This is a genomic window from Brevundimonas halotolerans, from assembly GCF_003730275.1.
In the GTDB taxonomy this organism is placed as follows: Bacteria; Pseudomonadota; Alphaproteobacteria; order Caulobacterales; family Caulobacteraceae; genus Brevundimonas; species Brevundimonas halotolerans.
Map to the genome: position 1 here is coordinate 12,508 of NZ_QTTA01000016.1, position 24,166 is coordinate 36,673.

Sequence of the window (24,166 nt, forward strand, 5' to 3'; positions counted from 1 at the left end):
GAGGTCTGAACGGCGGCGACGATTTCTCGTCACTCGCCACACGTCACTCGCCACTTCGAACTCAGCTGTTCTCCAGCTCCACGTTCAGACCCAGCGAGCGCATTTCCTTGATGAGCACGTTGAAGCTCTCGGGAATGCCGGCCTCGAAGCTGTCGTCGCCGCGGACGATGGCTTCATAGACCTTGGTGCGGCCGGCCACGTCGTCGGACTTGACCGTCAGCATCTCCTGCAGGGTGTAGGCGGCGCCATAGGCTTCCAGCGCCCAGACCTCCATCTCACCGAAGCGCTGTCCACCGAACTGCGCCTTGCCGCCCAGCGGCTGCTGGGTGACCAGCGAGTACGGGCCGATCGAGCGGGCGTGGATCTTGTCATCGACCAGGTGGTGCAGCTTCAGCATGTAGATGTAGCCGACGGTCACCGGACGCTTGAAGCGATCGCCCGTCTGGCCGTCGTACAGGATCGATTGTCCCGACTTCTCCAGACCGGCCTCGACCAGCAGACGCTCGATGTCGCCGATGTTGGCCCCATCGAAGACCGGCGTGGCGAAGGGCACGCCCTTCGACAGGTTCCGGGCCAGTTCGATCAGGTCGTCCTCATCCTGCGGCAGCGGGGTTTCCTTGCCGTAGATGTCGGTCAGGCGTTCGATCAGGGCCTTCTTCTGACCCCCGTGCTGCCAGTCATCCAGCAGGCCGGCGATCTGCTTGCCAAGGCCCGCAGCCGCCCACCCCAGGTGGGTTTCGAAGATCTGGCCGATGTTCATGCGCGAGGGCACGCCCAGCGGGTTCAGCACGATGTCGACCGAAGTGCCGTCTTCCAGATACGGCATGTCCTCGATCGGCAGGATCTTGGAGATGACGCCCTTGTTGCCGTGACGACCGGCCATCTTGTCGCCGGGCTGCAGCTTGCGCTTCACGGCCACGAAGACCTTGACCATCTTCATCACGCCCGGGGGCAGTTCGTCGCCGCGCTGCAGCTTCTCGACCTTGTCCTCGAAGCGGCGATCGAGCGCCTTGCGGGCGTCCTCGAACTGCTTCTTCATGGCCTCAAGCTCGGCCATGGCCTTTTCATCGTCGAGGGCGATCTGCCACCACAGGCCGCGCGACAGGTTGCCCAGCTTGTCCTCGGTGACCTCGCCGCGGCCCAGACCCTTCGGACCCGAGACGGCATTCTTGCCCAGCAGCAGGGGCTTGAGGCGGCCGTAGACGTTGCGTTCCAGAATGGCCAGCTCGTCGTCACGGTCCTTGCCCAGACGCTCGATCTCGGCGCGTTCGATGGCGACCGCGCGCTCGTCCTTGTCGACGCCATGGCGGTTGAAGACCCGTACATCGACCACCGTGCCGGCGACGCCGGGCGGCAGGCGCAGCGAGGTGTCCCGCACGTCCGAAGCCTTTTCGCCGAAGATGGCGCGCAGCAGCTTCTCTTCCGGGGTCATCGGGCTTTCGCCCTTGGGCGTGACCTTGCCGCACAGGATGTCACCCGGCTGGACTTCGGCGCCGATGGCGACGATGCCCGCCTCGTCGAGGTTGCGCAGGGCTTCCTCACCGACGTTCGGGATATCGCGAGTGATTTCCTCCGGCCCGAGCTTGGTGTCGCGGGCCATGACCTCGAACTCCTCGAGGTGGATCGAGGTGAAGACGTCGTCACGCACGATGCGCTCCGAGATCAGGATCGAGTCCTCGAAGTTGTAGCCATTCCACGGCATGAAGGCGACAAGGGCGTTGCGGCCCAGAGCCAGTTCGCCGAGGTCGGTCGAGGGACCGTCCGCGATCACGTCGCCGACCTTGACCTCGTCACCCACGCGCACGATCGGGCGCTGGTTGATGCAGGTCGACTGGTTCGAACGCTGGAACTTGGACAGGCGATAGATGTCGACGCCCGAACGACCGGCATCGGCCTCGTTGGTGGCGCGCACCACGATCCGGGTGCCGTCGATCTGCTCGACGATACCGTCGCGCTTGGCGACCACAACGGCGCCGGAGTCGACGGCCACGACCGCCTCCATGCCGGTGCCGACCAGCGGCGCGTCGGACTGTACCAGCGGCACGGCCTGACGTTGCATGTTGGCGCCCATCAGCGCGCGGTTGGCGTCATCGTTTTCGAGGAAGGGAATGAGGGCGGCGGCGACCGACACGACCTGCTTCGGCGACACGTCCATCATGTCGACGTCGGCCTTGGGCAGCAGCTGCGATTCACCGTTGATCCGGCCCGGGACCAGATCATCGACGATCTCGCCGTCCTTCAGCTCGATGTTGGCCTGGGCGATGACGTGCTTGGCCTCTTCCATCGCCGAAATATAGACGACGTCGTCCGTGGCCTTGCCGTCCTTGATCCGACGGTAGGGGCTTTCGATGAAGCCGTACTTGTTCACCCGGGCGTGCGTCGCCAGCGAGTTGATCAGGCCGATGTTCGGGCCTTCCGGCGTTTCAATCGGGCAGATCCGGCCATAGTGGGTCGGGTGCACGTCGCGGACCTCAAAGCCCGCGCGCTCACGCGTCAGACCGCCCGGTCCAAGCGCCGACAGGCGACGCTTGTGGGTGATTTCCGACAGCGGGTTGGTCTGGTCCATGAACTGCGACAGCTGCGACGAACCGAAGAACTCGCGCACGGCGGCGGCGGCCGGCTTGGCGTTGATCAGGTCGTGCGGCATGACCGTGTCGATATCGACCGAGGACATGCGCTCCTTGATGGCGCGCTCCATCCGCAGCAGGCCGACGCGGTACTGGTTCTCCAGCAACTCACCGACCGAACGCACCCGGCGGTTGCCCAGGTTGTCGATGTCGTCGATCTCACCCTGACCATCCTTCAGGCCGACCAGGATCTGCAGGACCTTGAGGACGTCGTCCTTGCGCAGCACGCGGATTTCGTCGCCGACTTCCGGGGTTTCGAGGCGCATGTTCATCTTCACGCGGCCGACCGAGCTGAGGTCGTAGCGCTCCGAGTCGAAGAACAGGGAGTTGAACATCGCTTCGGCGGCTTCCGGGGTCGGCGGCTCGCCCGGGCGCATCACGCGATAGATGTCGAACAGTGCTTCTTCGCGGCTGCTGTTCTTGTCCACGCGCAGGGTGTTGCGCATGTAGGCACCGACCGTGACGTGGTCGATGTCCAGGATGTCGAGGGTGGTGAAGCCGTTCTCGACCAGCAGGTCGATGGTGGCGGCGTCCAGCTCGTCACCGGCCTCGGCGTAGATCTCGCCGTTCTCCATATTGACCGCATCGGCGGCCAGATATTTGGTGACCAGGGCATCCGGGGTCAGCGACAGAGCCTTGGTCGTGTCACCCAGCTTCTTGGCCGCACGGGCGCTGATCTTGGTCCCGGCCGGGGCCACGACTTCACCGGTGTCGGCGTCGACCAGGTCGAACTCCGGCTTCACACCGCGCCAGCGCTCGGGCTTGTAGGGGGTGACCCAGGTATCGCCGCGCTTCTCGTAGGGCACGGTCTCGTAGAAGGTCTTGAGGATCTCCTCGCCGTCCATGCCCAGCGCCATCAGGAAGGTCGAGGCGGGCAGCTTGCGACGGCGGTCGATACGGACGAACACGATGTCCTTGGCGTCGAACTCGAAGTCCAGCCACGACCCGCGATAGGGAATGACCCGGGCGGCGAACAGCAGCTTGCCCGAGCTGTGCGTCTTGCCCTTGTCGTGGTCGAAGAAGACGCCCGGCGAACGGTGCATCTGCGAGACGATCACGCGCTCGGTGCCGTTGACGGTGAAGGTGCCCTTGTCCGTCATGAGCGGGATATCGCCCATGTAGACGTCCTGCTCCTTGATGTCCTTGACCGAGCGGGCGCCGGTCTCCTCATCCGTCTCGAACACGATCAGGCGCAGCTTGACCTTGAGCGGCGCGGCATAGGTCATGTCGCGCTGGATGCATTCCTCGACGTCATACTTGGGCGCCTCGAACTCATACGAGACGTATTCCAGCACGGCGCGTTCGTTGAAGTCCTTGATCGGGAAGACGGACTTGAACACCGCCTCAATGCCCTGATCGATACGGTCGCCCGCGCGCGTCTCGCGCTGCAGGAACTGCTCGTACGAGGCGCGCTGCACCTCGATCAGGTTCGGCATCTGCACCGCTTCCGGGATGCGGCCGAAGGATTTGCGGATACGCTTTTTGCCGGTGAACGACGTGGCGGAGGCGATCTGAGCCGTGAGGGCGAGACCGTCGAAGGATTTGGCCATTCCTGTTTCCCAATCAGCAGGCCGGGCGGCCCGCATTCAAAGCAACGACCCGCGGCCGCCGACGGCGGTCCCGGGCCTTACGGTTGTCGGTGTCCACCCTCGATCGCGGGCCACGGGCCTCTGCGATCAGGACACCAGTCATGTCGGCTCCCTTGGGGAGGAGCGCGCCTTCGCACCGGTCGGAGGGCAACGGACCGGGCCTCGGCGCTGTCGCGCGGACTCGTTACAGAGTTGTGCGGAACGCGGTGATATACTCGCTTTTCCGACGAAATAAAGGCCTGTGGAAAAATTCCTGCCGCCTCAGCCGCAGGTGACCCGCTCGATGACGCCGGTGTCCTGATCGAAGAACACGTTCATGCGGTCGGGGTTGTAGTCCATGGTGACCGCGCAGGTGGTGCAGGCGACCCGCACATTGGCGTCCGAGGCAAAGCTGACCGCCGCCACATTGCGTCCGATAAGGCTCTGGGACCCGGCCGCACCACAGGTGTCGGCCATGCCGTCCGGCGCCGGCATCTCGGGATTGGCGGCGCAGGCGGCCAGCAGGGCCAGTCCTCCGCTCAGGATCACGTTACGCAGCAACATCGGAAGGCTCCTTCATTCTAAAAATAAACCGTGGGCACCATGGCCGGTTCCCTAGCCACAGCTGACCTCGGTCACCCGGTTGGTGCCCGCGTCGTACAGAATGTTCAGCAGATAGGGCGAATGGGCCTCGGTCCGCGGGCAGGTGGTGCAGGCGACCCGCCGGTTGGTCAAATCAACCGGGACCGGGATCTCGCTGCGATCCCGCCCCACCAGCCACTGGAGCGGGGTGGCGTGACACAGGTCATTGGGATCCTCGACCTCGACCGGCGCGCTGGCATAAGGCGTGCGTCCCTCGGCACTGGCTTGCGGCAGAACCACCACCCCGACCGGACGGGTCGGCATGGGCTCAGGCGCAGCACAGGCGCTTAACGCGACCGCCAAGGCGCCGACAATCAGCCCGCCTTTTCCCAGCGACCTTCGAGAGTTTGCCGCCAGTAGCTGATGTCCGCGCCCGTGCCCTTGAGGGCCTTCCAGCGCGCGCGCGCCGCCGTGAGCGCGTCCTCGTCCTGACCGTCGAATAGAATGAAACACCGTTGGAAATCCTCCGTCGGCTCAAAGCCTGCGCCATCGACAATGAACAGGGCCTGAGCCTGGTTCACATTGTCGGTTCCTGACGTGAACAGGATCGGTTGTCGCTCGGGATGCGGGCCGGAAGTGTGGCCGTTGGCGAGAAAGCTGTCGTCCCGCCAGGTCCACAGCGCCTCGGCCAGTCGGGCAGCGAGATCGGCATCGGCGACCCGCACCTGGGCCCTGAGGTCAGCCTGCAGCACCTTGTCCAGCAGGGTCGGGAGCACCTGCTCCAGACCCGACCGTTCGAGGTGATAGAACCAGATCTGTGGTCCCGCTGCGGTCATGGCCGACCCCGGCTCCCTGCCCTTGCCGCTCGCCTCAGCCCTCGTAGGTATCGGCGACCATGCGATCCAGCGTGCGCACGCCGAAGCCGACACCGCCGTCCGGCACCGTCGACCGCTGGCTCTTGCTGACCCAGGCGGTCGGCGCGATGTCGATGTGCGCCCAGGGCGTGTCGTTAACGAAGCGCTTCAGGAACAGGGCCGCAGTGATCGAGCCGCCGGCGCGGCCATTGCCCATATTCTTGACGTCCGCCGCCGGAGAATCGATGTGGCGGTCGTACTGCTCCGGGATCGGCATGCGCCAGAAATTCTCGTCCACCTTCAGGCCGGCGTCGAGAATGGGGCCGGCGACCGCGTCGTCGTTTGAGAAAACCCCCGCATAGTCCATGCCGAGAGCGACGATCATCGCCCCGGTCAGGGTCGCCAGATCGATCATGAATTTCGGCTTGAAGCGGTCCTGCGTGTACCAGAGGCAATCGGCAAGGACGAGGCGACCCTCGGCGTCGGTGTTCAGCACCTCGACCGTCTGGCCGGACAGGGATTTGACGATATCACCCGGGCGCTGGGCATTGCCGTCCGGCATGTTCTCGACCAGGCCGATAACGCCGACCGCATTGACCTTGGCTTTACGGCCCGCCAGTGCATGCATCAGGCCGGACACAGCGGCGGCGCCGCCCATGTCCCACTTCATGTCTTCCATGCCCTCGGGCTGTTTCAGCGAAATGCCGCCGGTGTCGAAACAGACGCCCTTGCCGACAAAGGCCAGGGGCGCATCGCCCGCCTTGCCGCCGTTCCACTTCATGATGGCGACCTGGCTTTCCCGGCGGCTGCCCATGCCCACGGCCAGCAGGGTGCGGAAACCCAGCTTTTCCAGTTCCTTCTCGTCCAGAACCTCGACCTCAAGGCCCAACTTTTCCAGCGCCTTGCAGCGCTTGGCGAATTCTTCGGGATAGAGGACGTTGGCCGGCTCGGACACGAGGTCGCGAGCGAAGATCACGCCATCCGCCACGGCCGACATCGGGGCGAACGCGGATTCGGCGGCCTTCGCGTCAGCACAGACGATGTTCAGGGCGGTCACTGACGGAACCTTTTCCGGCTTCTGACGCGTCAGATATTTGTCGAACCGGTAGGCGGCCAGCTTGATGGCGAAGGCCACGCGCGCGGCCTGTTCGGCGCTGAGCGACCGAGCATCGACGGTCAGGCTTTCCGCACCGCTCATCTTCACGGCGTGATAGGCGGCCCCGACCGCCTCCTCGATCGCCAGATCGGTCAGGGCCTCGCGATCCCCCAGCCCGGCCAGAACCACGACCGAAGCGTCCAGCCCGTGCGGCGCGGTCACGACCAGGGTCTTGCCCTTGCCACCGGTGAAGCGGCCCGACTGCATGGCGCGGCTGAACGCGCCGCCCGTCTGGGTATCGAACGCCTTACCCCCGTCGCACAGCTTCCGGCCTTCACCCACCACCAGGGCCAGGGCCTGCGGGCTTCCGAGATCGGCGACGAAGGCGATTTTCATAGAACACTCCCAGCCGGAGCGGTCACTCCGGGTTTCAAACACAAATACAAATGGCGACGTTCCGTTTCGTCCGCGCGCCTCCGTGTGTAATAGATGGGCGTTATCGACACAGCCTGCAACCGGGCGAAAATTTCCCACGCATGACCCTGATTCAAGGCTACCTTTTTCGCCAGCTGCTTCTGCCGGTCGCCGGGGCGTGCGGTGCGCTGGTGGGAATCGGCGTGCTGAGTCAGAGTCTTGAACAGCTGGAATTCGTGGTCGAGCGCGGCCAGAGCCTGTGGCTGATGCTCAAGCTGACCCTGCTGGCCGTGCCCCAGTTGCTGGGGGTCGTCCTGCCGATCGGCCTGTTTGTCGGCGCGCTGATCGCCCTGACGCGTTTGCAGCGCGAACAGGAACTGACAGCGGCGCAGGCCGCAGGCCTGACCCGCACCGCCCTGATCCGCCCGGCCGTGCGGCTGGCCCTGATCGTCGTAGCGCTCGGGCTGCTGATCAATGCCGTGGTGCAGCCCTGGTCGCAGACGACGGCGCGCACCGAAGCCTTTGCCGTGCGGTCCGATCTTGCGGCCCTGCTGGTCGAGGAAGGCGAATTCGTTCAGGGCCCCGACGGGCTGACCGTCTATGTGCAGGAAATCGAGCAGAACGGCCTGCTGAAAAACCTGTTCATCTATATTGAGAACGACGGAACCACCGAGACTTGGAATGCCAGCGAGGCCCGGTTCGGCCGGGTGGACGGGGAGCCGATGCTGACCTTGATCGGCGGATCCAGCCAGCGCTATTCGTCGGCGGGAGTGCTGAACCTGTTGTCGTTCGACACCTATGTCTTTCCGCTGGGCGCCTTTGCCGAGGTGGCCGATCAACCGCGCTTCAAGCCGGCCGACCTTGGGCTGAGCGACCTGTTCATGCCCCGGCCCGAGATGATTCCCTCGGTCGGGACCCGCAATGAGCTGATGGCCGAGGGGCACTCGCGGCTGGCCTCGCCGCTCTATGCCCTGACGGCGATGGCGCTGGCGCTGGCGGCGATCCTGGCCGGATCGTTCAGCCGTACGGGCTACGGCATACGGGTCGCCAAGGCGGCGGCGGTCTTTTTGCTGGTTCGCATTTTTGGCTATGGCCTTGTCGCAGCGGCGGCATGGACCCCTTGGCTGAACATCCTGCAATACGCCTTCCCGCTGGTTGTGGCAGGGCTCGCCACCGCCATGCTGTTCCGCACGCCGAGGCGCGGTCGACGCCTGGCCCTGTTCGACATCCGGGCGCTGCTGCCGCGGGGTGCCGGCGCATGAGTTTCAGGGCCACCCGCATACTCAGCCTCGGGCGTATCGAACGCTACGTCCTGATCCAGCAGGCCCGCGCCCTGACGGTGGCCCTGGCGGTGATCGCCAGCCTGATCATGTTGATCGATTTCGTCGAGATTTCTCGCGGCGTTGGCTCGGACGTTGACCTGTCGGCCCTGCGTATCCTCGGCCTGATGGGGATGAAGTCTCCGGCGGTGATCCTGCAGCTGATGCCGTTCGTCTTCCTGTTCGGGACGCTGGCGGCCTATGTCGGCCTCAACCGACGCAGCGAGTTGATCGCCATGCGGGCCGCCGGGCTTTCGGCTTGGCGATTCGTGCTGCCGGCGGCCGGAACCGCACTGATCTTCGGTGTGCTGACCATCACCGTACTTGGCCCCGTCGCCGCCTGGGGCGATGGCCTGTTCCAGCGGGAGCGCACTCGGCTGTCCTCAGCCCCGGTGGAAGTCGACCAGCCCAAGGCCGTCTGGATCCGCGAGGGCGACAGCCAGCGCCAGATGATCATCCGCGCGGCGCGGCAGAACAGCGCCACGGCCCAACTGCAGGACGTAACGGTCTTCATCTATACTGTCGGCGAGGGCGGCGCGCTGAGCTTCGTCGAGCGGATTGATGCGGCCTCGGCGGCCCTGACCTCGGGCAGCTGGCGTCTGACCGATGCGGTCGGGGCCCAGACCGGCCAGCGGGCTGTGTCCTATGCCCGGCTGGACCTGCCCTCCAGCCTGGCGCGGGATGAGGCGTTCGCCCGGTTCGCCCGCCCCCAGTCGACCTCCCTGTGGGCCCTGCCGACCCAGATCCGGCGCGTCGAGCAGGCGGGCTTTTCGTCGACAGCCTATCGGCTGCGGCTGCACCAGCTTTTGGCCACGCCCCTGATGTTCGCCGCAATGTCGATTCTGGCGGCGGCATTTTCCCTGCGCCTGATGCGGCTTGGTGATCTGGCGCGCATGTCGATTGCGGCCGTCATCCTCGGTTTCGCCTTTTTCTTCGTAAATCAGACCTTCGCGGCGTTCGGGACGGCAGAGGTGATTCCGCCGTTCCTGGCCGCATGGTTGCCTCCGGTGCTGACCGGGCTCGCGGCCTTCACCCTGCTGTTCTATACCGAGGACGGCTGAGCCCGCCCCCGCTTGAGGTTGACGTGAAGCAAGACAGGATTTCGTCCGGCCAAGGGGCCCCGCGACACCGCCATTTGCGCGGGCGTCTGCTGGCGGGCGTCGCGACGCTGGCGTGCGGGCCCCTGTTTCTGGCCGGTCAGGCTTTCGCACAGGACGCCACGCCACCCGCTCCTGCTGCTGGCTCGGCGGATGGCCTTGCCGCCGAGGCCGTCTACATGGATGCAGGATCGGTCTCCCGCGACGGCGATGTGCTGACGGCCGAGGGCCCAGCCGATGGCGCCCGCGTGTTCGCCCGGTTCCGCGATCACACGCTGCAGGCGCGTCGCATCGACTATGACCTGGCGAACCAGACCGCCAGCGCCTCGGGCGAGGTTGAGCTGACCGCCCCGGATGGAACGGTCGTCTTTGCATCCCTTCTCGAACTGGAAGACGACCTGCAGACCGGTATCGCCGTCGATTTCGCCACGCGCCTCGAGAACGGCGCCAGCCTGATGGCGGCCACGGCCGTGCGCCGTTCGGATACGCTGAACGAGCTCAACTACGCCCTCTTCACCCCCTGCCCGATCTGCGACGAGGAGGGCCGGCCCAAGACACCCAGCATTTCCATTCAGGCCGAGCGCGTGGTCCAGGACGAAGCCCTGCGGGCCATTCTGTATCGAAATGCCGTCTTCAAGATCGGTGGCGTGCCGGTTCTTTACCTGCCGTTCTTCGGTCACCCGGATCCAACGGTCGAGCGGGCCAGCGGCTTTCTGGTGCCGATCATCGATTTCGACGAGGAACGGGGCGTTTCATACGAACAGCCCTATCTGATCGTCGTCTCGCCCTCAGAGGACTGGCTGATCAGCCCGCAACTGAATACCAGCGTCGCCCCCCTCCTGAATGTGCAGTGGCGCAGGCGCTTTGCGGACGGCACCGTCGAAGTCCGCAGCGGCTATACCTATGAGCGGACCTTCGGGGATTTCGATATCGACGGCGACGGCATTGACGATGTCGCCACGCCGCTGGATCGGGAGCATCGCAGCTATCTTCTTGCCTATGGGCGCTTTGATCCGGACGGACCCTGGCGCTGGGGTTTCACGGTCGAGCGGGTCTCCGACAAGACGCTGTTCGACCGCTATGACGTGCGCAATCCCTATCCGGACAATGGCCTCTACTATGGCGACGAGCGCCGCCTGATCAGCCAGATCTATGCTGAGCACCAGACGCGGCGCAGCTATGTCTCGCTCGCAGCCTTCGACATCCAGAGCCTGAGGGTTGCCATTCCGAATGAGGCCGCGCCCGGCCTGAATGTGTTCGAGTCCGACAGCAGCCTGCCGGTGGTCGCGCCCCTGATCACGGCCCGGTGGGAGCCGCGCGGCGAGGTGATGGGCGGACGTCTGCGCCTGAGCGGTTCGTCGGTCGCGCTGTTCCGCGACGATTTCGTCGGCAGTCCTGTCCTTCGCCCCGAGATCGTCCCTGATCCGGTGCCGGCCGGCCTGTCGGGCGTCGACAGTCGCCGGGTCAGCGGGCAGCTCGACTGGCGCCGGGCCTTCGTCAGCCGGGCCGGGGTGATCTGGGAGCCGTTTGTCGACGGACGGGTGGACCTGTATTCGCTCGACGATTTGCCCGCACCCTTCGAGGCTGGCACGCAAACCCTCAGCCGGGGCCGGTTCAGCGCGGGTCTGGACGTCCGTTATCCGCTGGTACGGTCCTTTGCCGGAGGCGGAGACCTGATCGTGGAGCCCCAGGCCCAGCTGTCTGTCTCCACCGCGACCGACCTCGACCCCCGCATTCCCAACGAGGACAGCCAGACGCTGGAGCTGGACGAAAGCTCCCTGTTCCGGATGGATCGCTTCCCGGGATACGACTTCTATGAGGGCGGCGTGCGCCTGACCCTGGGCACGCGGGCCACCTATCGCTGGGGCGAGGCGCGCGAAGCTTCGCTGTTCATCGGCAAGAGCTGGCGCGACGATGATGAGCCCGGTCTCAGGGCCCTGATCCCCAACCCGGACCCGTTGGCACCCCCGGCCTTTTACGATCCGAGCGGCCTGGTCTCGGCATCGTCCGACTGGGTGGTGCAGGGCAGTTTCGCGCCGTCTGAAGGCGTGCGCGGCTGGGCCCATGCCACGATCGACGACTCGGGCAATATCCGCCGGGCAGAAGCGTCGGTCGAGGCGACCTGGCGTCGCCGGGACCGGGCCTCGGTCACCTATATCGTTGATCGCTCGAACCCCCTCGGCGGCCCCCTGAACCGCAACTATGAGTTCGTCGAACTGCGCGGCCAGCAGTTCATCTGGGGCAATTGGGGCATTGCCGGCGCGGGGGTGATGGATCTGGAGCGCGACCTGATCACGCGTTCGGAAATCGGCCTGCTGTTTGACGACGACTGTTTCCGGTTCGAAGTCGGCTATCGACGCGACAACACCCGGGTCAGACCCAGCGGTCCGTCCGACGGCGTCTACATCCGCCTAAACCTCGCCACTTTTGGAGGGTCAGGCTATGACCGGAATGAAAGGCGCTGGTAGGCGGGGGCTTGGACACGCGCCAGCGAGTTTGACCTCGCGCCGATCTACGTTGATACGGGGCTGAGTTGATACGGGGCTCCTGCGCCGAACCGGTATGAGGACTAAGAACGAACCATGCGTTTCATGCGTACAGTGATCGCGGTTGCGGCGCTTCTGGCCGTGGCCAGCCCGGCCCTCGCCCAGACTGCGCCGACCTCGGCAGGCACCCTCGACCCGGCAGCCAACCGTCCGGCCCAGCCGCGTGCGGTGGCTGAGCCTCAGTTCGTCCTGGCCGACGGCATTGTCGCCACGGTGAATGACCGGATTATAACCGGCTTTGATCTGCGTCAGCGGATGCTGCTGATCATCATCATGAGCGAGGTCCAGCCGACCGCCGAGAACGTCGCCCAGATCCAGCGCGAAGCCCTGGACATGCTCATCGAGGAGCACCTTCAGGCCGAAGAGATCGCCAAATTTCCGACGCTGATCATTACAGATGCGGATGTCGATGCCGAAATCGCCGCCATGGCCGAACAGGCCGGCATGGCGCCCGACCAGTATATGCAGGCCCTGGCCTCGGCCGGCATTCACGCGCGTACCATCCGCGAACAGATCCGCACCGCCATCGGTTGGCGCGAACTGGTCGGCGGCCGCTTTGCCAGCCGGGCTCGCGTCAGTCGCAGCCAGGTCGAACAAAGCCTCCGCAAATACGAGGAAGCCGCCACCAAGAAGCAGTACCTGATCGGCGAGATCTACATCGACGCCAACCGGGTCGGGGGCATGCAGGCCGCCATCACCGGCGGTCAGCAACTGATCCAGCAGATGATCCAGGGCGCGCCCTTCCAGGCCGTGGCCCAGCAGTTTTCGGCCGCACCGACGGCCGTGCGCGGCGGAGATGCCGGGTGGGTGATCGAGGGTACTGTCGCCCCTGCCCTGCAGCAAGCGTTCGACAATCTGGACATCGGCCAGCTGTCCAACCCCATCGTCGTCGAGGGTGGGGTCTACATCATCTATATGCGCGACAAGCGTGAGGGGTCGGGCACCAGCCTGGTGCAGCTGAGCCAGATCATGGTCGAACTGCCTGAAACCGCGAGCGAAGCAGAGGTCGAGGCCGCCGCCCGGCGCCTGATGGCCGTTCGTCCGGAATTGACCTGCCAGACGATGGTCGCGCGTGCAGCCTCCGAGCCCGGCCTGCTGGGGTCTGACCTCGGCGAAAGCGACGTGCTGAACCTTGCGCCGCAGTTCCAGCCCTTCGCCCGCTCCGCTGAAGTCGGACAGGTCAGCGAGCCGATCCGCACGCCTCTGGGTCTGCACCTGGTCGGCGTTTGCGGACGCCGTGTCGGATCGGCGGACATGCCGACCTATCGCGACGTCGAATCGCAACTGCTGCGTGCCAATCTGGCCATGCTGGGCCGTCGCTATATGCGTGACCTGCGCGCCGACGCCCTCATCGAGATGAAGTGATGACCCGGCCTGTGCCGCCGCTTGCCCTGACCATGGGCGAACCGGCCGGCGTGGGCCCCGAGATCATCGCCGCAGCGTGGAAGGCTCACCTGTCACCGTTCGTGGTGGTCGGTGACGCCCGGCTTATGGCCACGCATGCCCCGGTCGAGGTTGTGACGGACCCTGCGTCGGCTTCGGCTGTGTTCGATCGTGCCATCCCGGTTCTGGACCAACCTCTCAGTGCACCCGTCACACCGGGACAGCCCGATCCGGCGCATGCCTCGGCCATCACCGGCTGGATTGAAACCGCGGTCCGGCTGTGCCTCGACCGCGCGGTCGCGGGCATGGTCACCGCCCCGATCGCCAAGGCACCGCTGTATCAGGCCGGCTTTCGCTTTCCGGGCCATACGGAGTTCATCGCCGAACTGACCGCCGACGCCCCGTGGGGCCAGACACGCGGCCCGGTGATGATGCTGACCGCCAAAGACCTTCGCGCCTGTCTGGTCACCATCCACACGCCGCTGTCGCAGGTCCCCGAAATGGTCACCGCCGAGCGGGTCAGCCGCGTGGCCCGCGTGGTCCATGAGGCCCTGATCCGCGATTTCGGCATCGCCTGTCCCCGCCTGGCGCTGGCGGGGCTGAACCCGCATGCAGGCGAAGGCGGCTCCATCGGTCTGGAGGAACAGGAAGTGCTGATCCCCGCCGCCACCGCACTCAGGGCCGAGGGACTTGACATCAGTGACCCCCGCCCGGCCGACACCCTGTTCCATGACGAGGCGCGCACCACCTATGACGCCGTCCTGTGCCTGTATCACGATCAGGCGCTGATCCCGGTCAAGACCCTCGACTTCTGGGGCGGGGTGAACGTCAGCCTGGGTCTGCCCGTGGTCCGGACCTCGCCCGACCACGGCACCGGGTTCGACATCGCCGGGCGCGGCATTGCCCGCCCCGACAGTCTGATTGCCGCCCTCCATCTGGCGCGAACCATGGCCGACCGCAGGGCCGCCGCCGTATGACCGATCTGCCCTCCCTTCGCGAGTCGCTGGATGCCCATGGGCTGATGGCGAAGAAGAGCTTTGGCCAGCATTTCCTGCTGGACCTCAATGTCACGCGCAAGATCGCCCGGCTGGCCGGACCGTTTGCAGGTGACGCCGTGATCGAGGTGGGCCCCGGCCCCGGCGGTCTGACGCGCGCCCTGATAGAAAGCGACGCCGGGCGGGTGATCGCCATCGAAAAAGACGCCCGCTTCCTGCCGCTGCTGCGGGAACTGGACGACGGCAGCGGTCGCCTGCGGCTGGTCGAGGGCGACGCCCTGAAGGTTGATGAGCGGTCACTGGTCGATGGCCCGGCCCATCTGGTGTCGAACCTGCCCTACAATGTCGGCACGGCGCTGCTGATCAAATGGCTGACCGGACCGTGGACGCCCGCCTCCATGACGCTGATGTTTCAGAAAGAGGTCGCCCAGCGCGTCGTGGCTCAACCGGGTGAGGATGCCTATGGCCGGCTCGCGGTCATCAGCCAGGCGCTGTGCGAGGCGCGGATGGTCATGTCCTTGCCTGCCGCAGCCTTCACACCGCCGCCCAAGGTGGCCTCGGCGGTCGTGCATCTGGTGCCCCATGCCGAGCGGCTGGCCGAGGCCCGCATCCGCAAGCTGGAGCGGGTCACCGCCGCCGCCTTTGGCCAGCGCCGCAAGATGCTGCGCTCCAGCCTCAAACCTCTGGGTGGAGCGGCCCTGTGCGAGGCCGCCGGGATCGAACCGGACGCCCGGGCCGAGACCATCGACGTCGCCGGCTTCCTGCGCCTCGCCGACGCCCTCACCTGATCAGGTGCGCGGGGCCAGGCGCTCGGGAAAGGGGCGTCCCAGCGCCTCGGCCACAGCCTGCTGGCTGATCAGGAACACCTCTTCGCGCCGGTGATAGTTGTTCGACAGGACGATCACGACAATCCCGGCGTCGGGCTGCCAGACGACCATGTTGCGAAAGCCGGACCAGCTGCCGGTGTGATAGATCTGGCGGTCGTCGAAGGCCGGCTCAACCTGCTGTCCCAGCGCCCGGCTGAACAGGCCATAGCCCCAGTGGCGACGCGGTCCGCCCCGGCGCTCATCAGGCGTATCGACCGGCGCATGGTCCGCGATCAATGCCGCATAGGCCTCCGGGCTCAGTAGTCCGCCCCGATGCAGGGCCCAGGCCCAGGCCAGCAGGTCGTCCATGGTCGAGGACAGGGCGCCCGCGCCCGGGATGATGCTGACATTGGCCTCGGGCTGGGGCGTGATCCCGGCGGGAAAATGAGCATAGCCCATGGCCAGGTCCGGCAAGGCGTCATGGCCCGTCCGGGTCATGCCCAGCGGCTCAAAGAAGGTCTGATCCAGGTAGGTCTGGAAGGGCACGCCCGTCGCGGCCTCGACCACGGCGGCGGCCAGGTTGAAGCCCGCGTTGTTGTAACGCAGGTCGGTGCCTGGTTCGAACTGCAGATTATAGAGGGCACTGTCGCGTGTCAGTTCATCGAGCGTCGCGGGGGTGACGCGTCGGGTGCCCCAGCCGGGCCGCGCCATCAGGTCGGGGATGCCCGACTGGTGCGAGATCAGATGGCCGATGCGAATGTCGGCCCAGGCCTCCGGACAGTCGGTGATCCAGTCGCAGACCGGATCACCGACGCTCAGCACGCCCTCGTCCTGCAGGCGCAGGATGGCGGTCGCGGTGAACATCTTGCTGACCGAGGCCAGTCGCAGGGGGGTGTCGAGCTCGAACGGGCGACCGGCCTCGCGGTCGGCCATGCCATAGACCTGCCGGAACAACACCTGATCCCCGCGCGCAACCAGCACAGCGCCGGTAAACCTGTCGCGAGCCGCCAGATCATCGAGCGAGGCCTTCAGCTGCGGCAGGTGCTCGACCACGACAACCGGTGGGCGGGCCCGGACGACAGGGCCGGACACAGCCTCGGCCTCGTCCTGACCGGTGTCGGTTCGTGACGTCACCGTCCAAGCGGACGAGATCAGCACAGCCAGGGCCGCCAGCCCTGCGAGAATCGGTAAGGGTCTCATTCGACCCTAGATATCGAAAGTCAGGCCGAACTGGGCATAAAGAGCGCGTGAGTCCTGCCATTTCGGATCAACCTTGACCGTCAGGAACAGGTGAACGGGCCGGTCCATCAGCAGGGTCAGCTCCTCGCGAGACTTCTGGCCGATCCATTTCAGGGTCTGGCCCGAGCGGCCCAGAACGATCGGACGCTGGCTCTCGCGCTCGACATAGATGGTCTGCTCAATCCGAACCGATCCGTCGTCGCGCTCCTCGAAGGCTGTGGTTTCGACCGCCGCCGAGTAGGGTAGTTCCTCGTGCACCCGCAGGAACACCTTTTCCCGCGTGATCTCGGCCGCCAGAACCCGCAGCGGCAGGTCCGCGCTCTGGTCCTCGGGATACAGCCAGGGGCTTTCCGGCATCAGGCCCGAGAGGTGGGCCTTGAGATCCAGCACCCCGTCGCCGGTCGCCGCCGAAATCAGGAAGACGTCGCTGTAAACACCCGTGTTGAACAGCTCGGTCATCACGGCCAGCATCGACTCGCGCTTCAGGCCGTCGATTTTGTTGAGCGCCAGGATCGCCTTGCTGTCGCGGCCCTTCAGGGCCTGGATGATGGTCTCGACATCCTCGACCGAGCGACGGTCAGCGGGCGAGCCCTTGCCCTCCCCGATGGCCATCTGGGCCGAGGTGTCGACCAGATGCACGACGGCGTCGGCCTCCTCTGCGCCTTCCCAGGCCGAGGCGACCATGGCGCGGTCCAGCCTGCGTCGCGGGTTAAAGATGCCGGGCGTATCCACCAGCACCATCTGGGTCTGGCCGTCCATGACGATGCCCCGCACGGGAAAGCGCGTGGTCTGCACCTTCTGGGTGACGATCGACACCTTGGAGCCCGTCAGCCGGTTGACCAGCGTCGATTTGCCGGCGTTGGGCGCGCCGATCACGGCGACGAAGCCGGCCCGCGTTCCGGTCTGGGAGGTATCTGAGGTCAAATCACGCCTTCACGCATCATCAGGGCCAGGGCGGCCGCTTTCTCCGCCTCCTGACGCGAACGACCGGTCGCGGTCAAGGCATCCGTGCCGCTGATCGTCACTTCGACGCGGAAGGTCGGAGCGTGATCGCTGCCGGTTCGCTCGACCACGCGATAGGCCGGAAGCCCCCGGCCGACCTTGAGCGACCACTCCTGCAGAGACGATTTCGGGTTGCTGAGGCTGCGTGAGGAAGGATTCTCCAGCTCGTTCCGCCACAGGTGATCGAATGCCGTGCGGGCCGCATCCAGGCCGCCGTCGAAATAGATCGCCGCCAGAATGGCCTCCATGGCGTCGGCCAGAATGCCGTCGCGGCGCCGCCCGCCCTGTTTGCTCTCGCCGGGGGACATGCGCAGGGCCGGTCCCACGCCGGCGGCCTCACCCACCCGCGCACAGGCGGCCTTGTCGACCAGACCGTGCAGGCGCGAGGACATCTCACCCTCATCCGCTTGGGGGAAGTCGCGCATTAGCCGTTCGGCGACCAGCAGGCCCAGTACCCGGTCGCCGAAGAACTCCAGCCTCTGGTTATCCAGAATGGGACGCCCGACGGCGTCGTGGGCCGCACCCTCACCCACGCTGGGGTGGGTCAGGGCGCGTTCCAGCAGGGACGGATCGCGGAACTCATATCCCAGCGTCTGGGCCAGCGCCCGGACAGCCTCATTCCGGCGATCCGCCATCCCCTATTTCAGGACGGTGAAGAAGCGGTCCAGGCGAACCTTGCTGAACCAGCTGACCGGGTTCCAGAGCGACGCCCCCTCGTTCCACGAGAACAGGATCATCTCGGCCTTGCCGATCAGGTTCTCTGCGGGGACCAGGCCGACCCCCATGGCCGACTGTTCGCGGCTGTCGATGGAGTTGTCGCGGTTGTCACCCATCATGAAGTAGTAGCCCTCGGGCACCTCGAACACCGGAGTGTTGTCGAGGCTGTAGTTCGGGCCGAAGTCCTGGATCTGGTAGCTACGGCCGTTCGGGAGGGTCTCGCGCAGGGTGGTGACCGTCTGGCCGTTGAACATGTCAGCCACCTGTTCGCCGGTGACGACGACGTTCTCGACCGGCTCGCCGTTGATGTGCAGGACATTGTTGATCATCTGCACCCGGTCGCCGGGCACACCGATCACGCGCTTGATGTAGTCGGTCTTGTTGTCGCTCGGCAGTTTGAAGACGGCGATGTCACCGCGCTCCGGCGCATTGTCCATGATGCGGCCCTCGAACAGCGGCGGGCTGTAAGGGATGGCGTGCTTCGAATAGCCGTAGGTCCATTTGGACACGACGATGTAGTCGCCCTCGTACAGGTTCGGCTCCATCGAGGCCGACGGAATGGTGAAGGGCTGGAACAGGAAGATTCGCAGCAGAATGGCGATGAACAGGGCGATGGCAACGGTCTTGATGATCTCGACCCACTCGTTCTTGTCGCTTTTCCCGCCGTCGGAATCGTCACCGCCATCGTCGCCGTCATCCCCGTCGTGGGCATCGCCCTCATCGCTCCACACCGGGCGACGCGAGGACTCCGACCCGGCTCCGGATGAGGCGGCCGCAAGCGCTGCCGCAGCCGCGATCGGCTCGGGCGGCGGCGTCATGGCCTCGGCCGGGGTCGGCTCAGGCTCTGGCGCAGGGGCGGGCTCGGGCTCGGGCTCGGGCTCGGGCTCGGGCTCGGGCGAATGATCGGGTTCGGGCTCGGCTGCAGCCACAGGCTCAGCCGCTTCTTCCGGGACCACGACGGGCTCGACGTCCGGCGTCACCTCGACGGCGGGCTCAGGCTCGGCGTGCGATACGGATCCTTCGGTCTCGTGCGTCGTGGGCTCGGCCGCAGCCGGTTCAACGTGAGCCGTGTCCGTCTCGACCGGCTCGGGCGTCGGCGTCGCGTCGGGCGCGGCGTGATCGTCCGTCTCGGTCGTCTTGTTCTCTTCGGTCATTGCAGAACCCCCGGTGTGCCGCGCGCAAGCGTGACAGGCCTATAGCCTGATTATGTGACGGGCAAGACTTCGATCACCACGAAGGCGAGCGCATAGGGATGCTCATCGCTGAGCGTCAAGTGGATGCTGGAAGTGTGGCCTGACGGTGTCAGTCGCGCCAGATGCTCGGCGGCATGTCCGGTCAGTATCAGGGTCGGCCGACCGCTCGGCAGGTTCACTACCCCCATGTCGCGCCAGTAGACATCGGCCCGCATGCCGGTACCCAGTGCCTTGGCGCACGCCTCTTTCGCCGCGAACCGCTTGGCATAGCTCCAGGCCGGGTCCGGCTTGCGGTCGGAGCGGGTGCGTTCCAGCTCGGTGAAGCAGCGCTGTTTGAAGCGGTCGCCGAAGCGGTCCAGCGAGGTCTGGATGCGGCGGATATCGCACAGATCGGCGCCGACCCCGACGATCAAAACGCCGCTCCGTCGATGGCGGACCGCATCCGGGCAATGGCCTCGTCCAGACCGATGAAGATGGCCTCGCCGATCAGGAAATGGCCGATGTTGAGCTCGCGGATCTGCGGCAGGGTCGCGACCTCGGCGGCGGTCTCATAGTCCAGCCCATGCCCGGCATGGACCTCAAGGCCGACGCTGTGCGCCATCGCTGCTGCGGCCGACAGCTCGGCAAAGGCCGCCTGACGCGCCTCGCCCTCGGCGTGGCAGTACCGACCCGTATGAAACTCGACCACCTGGGCGCCGACACCGGTCGCGGCCATCACCTGCTGTTTCGACGGATCGATGAAAAGGGAGACGCGGATGCCGGCCTCCTTCAGCTGCTGCACAGCAAAGAACAGCGGCCCGATGTGGGCCTGCACGTTCAGCCCGCCCTCGGTCGTGACCTCCTCGCGACGCTCCGGCACGATGCAGACCGCGTGGGGCCTGTGGCGCAGGGCGATGTCCAGCATCTCCTGCGTCAGGGCCATCTCGAAATTCAGCGGTCGCCCGGCCCGCGCGCACAGCGCGCTGAGCGCCTCGATGTCGGGATCGGTGATGTGGCGGCGGTCCTCGCGCAGATGGGCGGTGATGCCGTCGGCCCCTGCGGCGAGCGCCTGCTCGGCCGCGCGGACCGGATCGGGATGCAGGCCGCCCCGGGCATTCCGCACAGTGGCCACATGGTCGATATTGACCCCCAGACGCACCCGCTCGGCCATGGTCTATCCCTTTGCCAGTCTGCGGCTGCCCGGGTCCTCGACCGGCAGGGCTGCCAGTTCGGGCGGCAGGGCGTCGGCCGGGTATGCGGGCACATCCAGCGTCGCCAGCGCGATCAGCGGCACGCCCACGTCCGCCCTGCCCCCCGACCGGTCGACGATGCAGGCGGCCGCCACGACCTCGCCGCCCGCCTTGCGGATCGCCTCGATGCATTCGCGCGACGACAGGCCGGTGGTGACGATGTCCTCGACCATGACGACGCGCTCGCCCGGCTCGACCGTAAAGCCGCGCCGCAGCTTGAACTCGCCGCCCTCGCGTTCGACGTAGAGGGAGCGGACCTTCAGATGCCGCGCGGTCTCATAGCCGGGGATGATCCCGCCTACGGCCGGTGAGATGGCCACATCGACCGGCCCGACCGTAGCCGTGATCTTGTCGGCCAGCGCCTTGCACAGCCGCTCGCAGCGGGCGGTGTCCATAAACACCAGATTCTTCTGCAGGAAGACCGGGCTGTGCAGCCCGGAGGACAGGACGAAATGGCCCTCGCGCAGGGCGCCGGCATCACGGAATTCGGTCAGGACGTCTTCGGTGTTCATGCGCTGTTTCTAGCCCCCACAGGCGGCCGGAGGAAAGGCCGAAGCGCGGCCTTATTCCAGGTTCTGGTGCGGCTTCAGGCCACGGGCCAGCAGTTCACGCCAGATGCCCCCGGCGTCATCGGCAAATCCCATCAGGTCCAGATCCCTCGCGGCGATCACGCCGTGCTCGACCATCGCCTCGAAATTGATGATCGAGCTCCAGTACGCCCGATCCACCAGAACGATCGGGATGGGCGGGGCCTTGTCGGTCTGGCGCAGGGTCAGCAGCTCGAACAACTCGTCAAAGGTGCCAAAGCCGCCCGGAAAGACCACCAGCGCATTGGCGCGCATGGCCAGATGCATCTTGCGCATGGCGAAATAGTGAAAGCGAAATGTCAGCTCCGGCGTCGACCAGGCGTTGGGCTCCTGCTCGTGCGGCAGGGTGATGTTGAAACCCACGGAAGGGGCGCCCACGTCCGTCGCGCCACGGTTGGCCGCTTCCATGATCCCCGGCCCGCCGCCGGTGGCGATGACGTTGTTGCGCAGTTCCCCGACCTCGCCGTCCAGGGCCCCGCCCCGCTCGGAGGCGAGGCGGCCGAACGCGCGCGCCGTGTCGTACCAGGGCGTGCCGGGCTTCACGCGGGCGCTGCCGAACACAACGATGGTCGAGCGCACGCCCCATGCCCTGAGCGCCTCCTCGGCCTTGGCGTATTCCAGCAGGAAACGCACGCCCCGCATGGAGTCGCCCAGCAGGAAGTCCTGATCGAGCGCCGGCAGGCGATAGGACGGCGAGTCCCTCTGGGCCGAATTATCGGGCGGCCGATCCGCCATCAGCCGCGCACGCGCTCGACGGAATCGACAAAGGCATTGGCGCGCAGGGCCGCCATCAGCGTCGTGGCGTGGCGCGCATCGCGGACCTCGACGTCGATCTCGACGTCAAAGAAGTCCTGCTGACGGTGGGTCATGACCAGGTTCAGGATATTGCCGCCCGCCTCGCCGATCTGGGTGGCCACCTGACCCAGAACGCCCGGGGCGTTGCGAATGGTGGCCTTCAGCCGCGAGGCCGCCGTGGCGTTCATCTCGGCGCGCGGAGTCCACTGCAGATCCTGCCACAGGCTGTCGTCGTCGCTGAACTCGACCAGTCGCCCGCAGTCGATGGTGTGGACGGTCAGGCCCTTTTCCGGCTCGAGGATGCCGACGATGCGGTCCCCCGGCAGCGGCGAACAACAGTGGCCAAAATGAATGCTGATGCCGGGCGTCAGGCCGCTGCCTCGCACATACAGCTGGGCCTCGCTCTCCTCGATCCGCCGCCGGTCGTGGGCCACCTTGACCTGGCCCTTGAGCGCCGGAAACAGCATCTCCACGACCTTGGTCGCCTGGACCTGGCCCCGTCCGATCGCTTCGAACAGGGCGTCCTCGGTTTCGATCGACAGGGTTTCGAGCACCGGCGCCAGCGCCAGATCGCTCAATCTCTTGCCTGCGCGTGACAGGGTCTGCTCAAGCGTGGTGCGGCCCAGCTTGTAGAATTCCTCGCGCTCCGAGCTGCGGATCGTACGCCGGATCGACGACCGTGCGCGGCCCGTCACCGTCAGCGAGCGCCAGTCGACGGGCACCTCGCGTTTGGACCCGCGAATGATCTCGACGACATCGCCATTGGTCAGCTGGGTGCGCATCGGCTTCAGCTCGCCGTTGATCTTCACCCCGACCGCGGTCTCGCCGACCTCGGTGTGGACAGCAAAGGCAAAATCCAGGGGCATCGCCCCGCGCGGCAAGGTGATCAGCTGCCCCTTGGGCGTGAAGACGAACACCTGATCGAGGAACATCTCCAGCTTGGCATGTTCGACCCAGTCGTCGCCGCCCTCGCCGGTCTCGATGATCTGGACCAGGCGGCGCAGGTTCTCCAGCGGATCGCGCCCGCCAGACCGCTCCATCGCCTCCCGATCAAACCCGTAGGACTTGTTCTTGTAGCGCCAGTGCGCGGCCACGCCGTCCTCGGCGATCCGGTCCATCTCCCGCGTCCGGATCTGGGTCTCGATACGCACGCCACCGCGACCGACCAGCGTGGTGTGAAGCGAGCGATAGTTGTTCGACTTGGGCGTCGAGATGAAGTCCTTGAACCGGTCCGGCACCATGGGCCAGGCGCGGTGGATCACGCCCAGCGCCCGGTAGCAGTCGTCCTCACTGTCCACGATCACGCGAAAGGCATAGATGTCGGACAGGGTCGAAAAGCCGACCGACTTGCGCTGCAGCTTGCGCCAGATCGAATACGGCGTCTTCTGCCGGCCGATGACTTCGGCCTCGACGCCCCTGGCGCCCAGCAAGTCCTGGACCTCCTGGGCGACGTCTTCCAGCGCTGTGCCCTGCTCCTGTTTCAGCGCCTCCAGCCGCCGCTTGATGGCGGTGTGCGCGATCGGGTTCAGATGCTCGAAGGCCAGTTCCTCAAGCTCGAGGGCGATCGAATGGATGCCGATCGACCGGCCCAGCGGCGCATAGACCTCCAGCGTCTCGCGGCTGATCCGCTCGCGCTTCTCGGGCTTCACGTAATGGAGGGTGCGCATGTTGTGCAGCCGGTCGGCAAGCTTGACCAGCAGCACCCGGACGTCGCGGGAAATGGCGAGGATGAATTTCCGCAGGTTCTCGGCCTGACGGGTATGCTCGGCCTGAAGCTCGAGGCGGCTGAGCTTGGTCACGCCCTCGACCAGTTCCGCGACCTCTTCGCCGAACATGGCTGCGATGTCGTCGCGCGTCGCCGAAGTGTCCTCGACCACATCGTGCAACAAGGCGGTGACGATGGTGGCGGTGTCGAGCTTGTAGTCGGTCAGGATGCCCGCGACCTGGATCGGATGGGCGAAATAGGGATCGCCCGAGGCCCGCAGCTGCGAGCCGTGCATCTTCATTGCATAGACATAGGCCTTGTTGATCAGCCCCTCGTCCGCAGACGGGTCATAGGCCTTGACCATCTCGACCAGCTCGAACTGGCGCAACACGCGCACGCGCTCGACCTGCGG

20 protein-coding genes are annotated in these 24,166 nt (G+C 66.0%); 6 read left to right on the forward strand and 14 right to left on the reverse strand.

What is annotated here, in order from left to right:
* Positions 1-61: 61 nt before the first annotated feature.
* The 5 genes from rpoB to EG854_RS06145 all read right to left on the reverse strand — a co-directional run bounded on the left by rpoB (position 62) and on the right by EG854_RS06145 (position 7,123).
* Positions 62-4,177, reverse strand: a complete 4,116-nt coding sequence (gene rpoB / locus EG854_RS06125; protein WP_123286938.1) for a DNA-directed RNA polymerase subunit beta — start codon at positions 4,175-4,177, stop codon at positions 62-64.
* Positions 4,178-4,477: 300 nt separating this feature from the next.
* Positions 4,478-4,759 (reverse strand): I78 family peptidase inhibitor, encoded by a 282-nt coding sequence (locus EG854_RS06130; RefSeq protein ID WP_123286940.1) that lies wholly within the window; start codon positions 4,757-4,759, stop codon positions 4,478-4,480.
* Between the two features lie 51 nt (positions 4,760-4,810).
* Positions 4,811-5,101, reverse strand: coding sequence for a hypothetical protein (locus EG854_RS13280; protein WP_241153152.1), 291 nt, complete (start codon positions 5,099-5,101; stop codon positions 4,811-4,813).
* Between the two features lie 50 nt (positions 5,102-5,151).
* Positions 5,152-5,613 (reverse strand): DNA polymerase III subunit chi, encoded by a 462-nt coding sequence (locus EG854_RS06140; protein ID WP_123286942.1) that lies wholly within the window; start codon positions 5,611-5,613, stop codon positions 5,152-5,154.
* A 34-nt stretch (positions 5,614-5,647) separates the two neighbouring features.
* Complete coding sequence (locus EG854_RS06145) at positions 5,648-7,123, reverse strand: leucyl aminopeptidase (RefSeq protein ID WP_123286944.1); 1,476 nt, start codon at positions 7,121-7,123, stop codon at positions 5,648-5,650.
* A gap of 140 nt (positions 7,124-7,263) precedes the next feature.
* On the opposite strand from EG854_RS06145, the gene EG854_RS06150 reads away from it, so the two are divergent.
* From EG854_RS06150 to rsmA, 6 genes are all read left to right on the forward strand, one after another.
* Positions 7,264-8,403 carry an LptF/LptG family permease gene (locus EG854_RS06150; RefSeq protein WP_123286946.1) on the forward strand — a complete coding sequence of 380 codons (1,140 nt, stop codon included), beginning with the start codon at positions 7,264-7,266 and terminating at the stop codon, positions 8,401-8,403.
* Positions 8,400-9,521: an LPS export ABC transporter permease LptG gene (lptG, locus tag EG854_RS06155; protein WP_123286948.1), complete on the forward strand. Its 1,122-nt coding sequence runs from the start codon at positions 8,400-8,402 to the stop codon at positions 9,519-9,521. The genes EG854_RS06150 and lptG overlap by 4 nt, the downstream gene beginning before the upstream one ends.
* A gap of 74 nt (positions 9,522-9,595) precedes the next feature.
* The gene (locus EG854_RS06160) at positions 9,596-12,025 is read left to right on the forward strand and encodes an LPS-assembly protein LptD (protein ID WP_241153153.1); all 2,430 of its coding nucleotides are present in this window, start codon (positions 9,596-9,598) and stop codon (positions 12,023-12,025) included.
* A gap of 123 nt (positions 12,026-12,148) precedes the next feature.
* On the forward strand, positions 12,149-13,468 hold the full coding sequence (locus EG854_RS06165; protein ID WP_241153154.1) for a peptidylprolyl isomerase: 1,320 nt from the start codon (positions 12,149-12,151) through the stop codon (positions 13,466-13,468).
* Positions 13,468-14,463, forward strand: a complete 996-nt coding sequence (pdxA, locus tag EG854_RS06170; RefSeq protein ID WP_123286952.1) for a 4-hydroxythreonine-4-phosphate dehydrogenase PdxA — start codon at positions 13,468-13,470, stop codon at positions 14,461-14,463. Before EG854_RS06165 ends, pdxA begins: the two co-directional genes overlap by 1 nt.
* On the forward strand, positions 14,460-15,269 hold the full coding sequence (rsmA, locus tag EG854_RS06175; protein WP_123286954.1) for a 16S rRNA (adenine(1518)-N(6)/adenine(1519)-N(6))-dimethyltransferase RsmA: 810 nt from the start codon (positions 14,460-14,462) through the stop codon (positions 15,267-15,269). The genes pdxA and rsmA overlap by 4 nt, the downstream gene beginning before the upstream one ends.
* Here rsmA and EG854_RS06180 read toward each other — a convergent pair whose 3' ends face one another.
* From EG854_RS06180 to EG854_RS06225, 9 genes are all read right to left on the reverse strand, one after another.
* A complete protein-coding gene (locus tag EG854_RS06180; RefSeq protein ID WP_123286956.1) occupies positions 15,270-16,487 on the reverse strand; it encodes a serine hydrolase domain-containing protein in 1,218 nt (405 codons plus the stop codon).
* Positions 16,488-16,493: 6 nt separating this feature from the next.
* Positions 16,494-17,450, reverse strand: a complete 957-nt coding sequence (gene era, locus EG854_RS06185) for a GTPase Era (RefSeq protein WP_123286957.1) — start codon at positions 17,448-17,450, stop codon at positions 16,494-16,496.
* Positions 17,447-18,163: a ribonuclease III gene (gene rnc, locus EG854_RS06190; RefSeq protein WP_123286959.1), complete on the reverse strand. Its 717-nt coding sequence runs from the start codon at positions 18,161-18,163 to the stop codon at positions 17,447-17,449. The genes era and rnc overlap by 4 nt, the downstream gene beginning before the upstream one ends.
* A 3-nt stretch (positions 18,164-18,166) precedes the next feature.
* The gene (gene lepB, locus EG854_RS06195; protein WP_123286961.1) at positions 18,167-19,063 is read right to left on the reverse strand and encodes a signal peptidase I; all 897 of its coding nucleotides are present in this window, start codon (positions 19,061-19,063) and stop codon (positions 18,167-18,169) included.
* A gap of 386 nt (positions 19,064-19,449) precedes the next feature.
* Positions 19,450-19,851 carry a holo-ACP synthase gene (gene acpS / locus EG854_RS06205; protein WP_123286970.1) on the reverse strand — a complete coding sequence of 134 codons (402 nt, stop codon included), beginning with the start codon at positions 19,849-19,851 and terminating at the stop codon, positions 19,450-19,452.
* The gene (locus tag EG854_RS06210; RefSeq protein WP_123286972.1) at positions 19,848-20,588 is read right to left on the reverse strand and encodes a pyridoxine 5'-phosphate synthase; all 741 of its coding nucleotides are present in this window, start codon (positions 20,586-20,588) and stop codon (positions 19,848-19,850) included. Before EG854_RS06210 ends, acpS begins: the two co-directional genes overlap by 4 nt.
* A 3-nt stretch (positions 20,589-20,591) precedes the next feature.
* Positions 20,592-21,179, reverse strand: coding sequence for an orotate phosphoribosyltransferase (gene pyrE, locus EG854_RS06215; protein ID WP_123286974.1), 588 nt, complete (start codon positions 21,177-21,179; stop codon positions 20,592-20,594).
* Positions 21,180-21,230: 51 nt separating this feature from the next.
* Entirely contained in the window at positions 21,231-21,989 is a 759-nt protein-coding gene (locus EG854_RS06220; protein ID WP_123286976.1) for an LOG family protein, read from the reverse strand.
* A complete protein-coding gene (locus tag EG854_RS06225) occupies positions 21,989-24,145 on the reverse strand; it encodes a RelA/SpoT family protein (RefSeq protein WP_375782301.1) in 2,157 nt (718 codons plus the stop codon). Before EG854_RS06225 ends, EG854_RS06220 begins: the two co-directional genes overlap by 1 nt.
* Between the last annotated feature and the right edge of the window lie 21 nt (positions 24,146-24,166).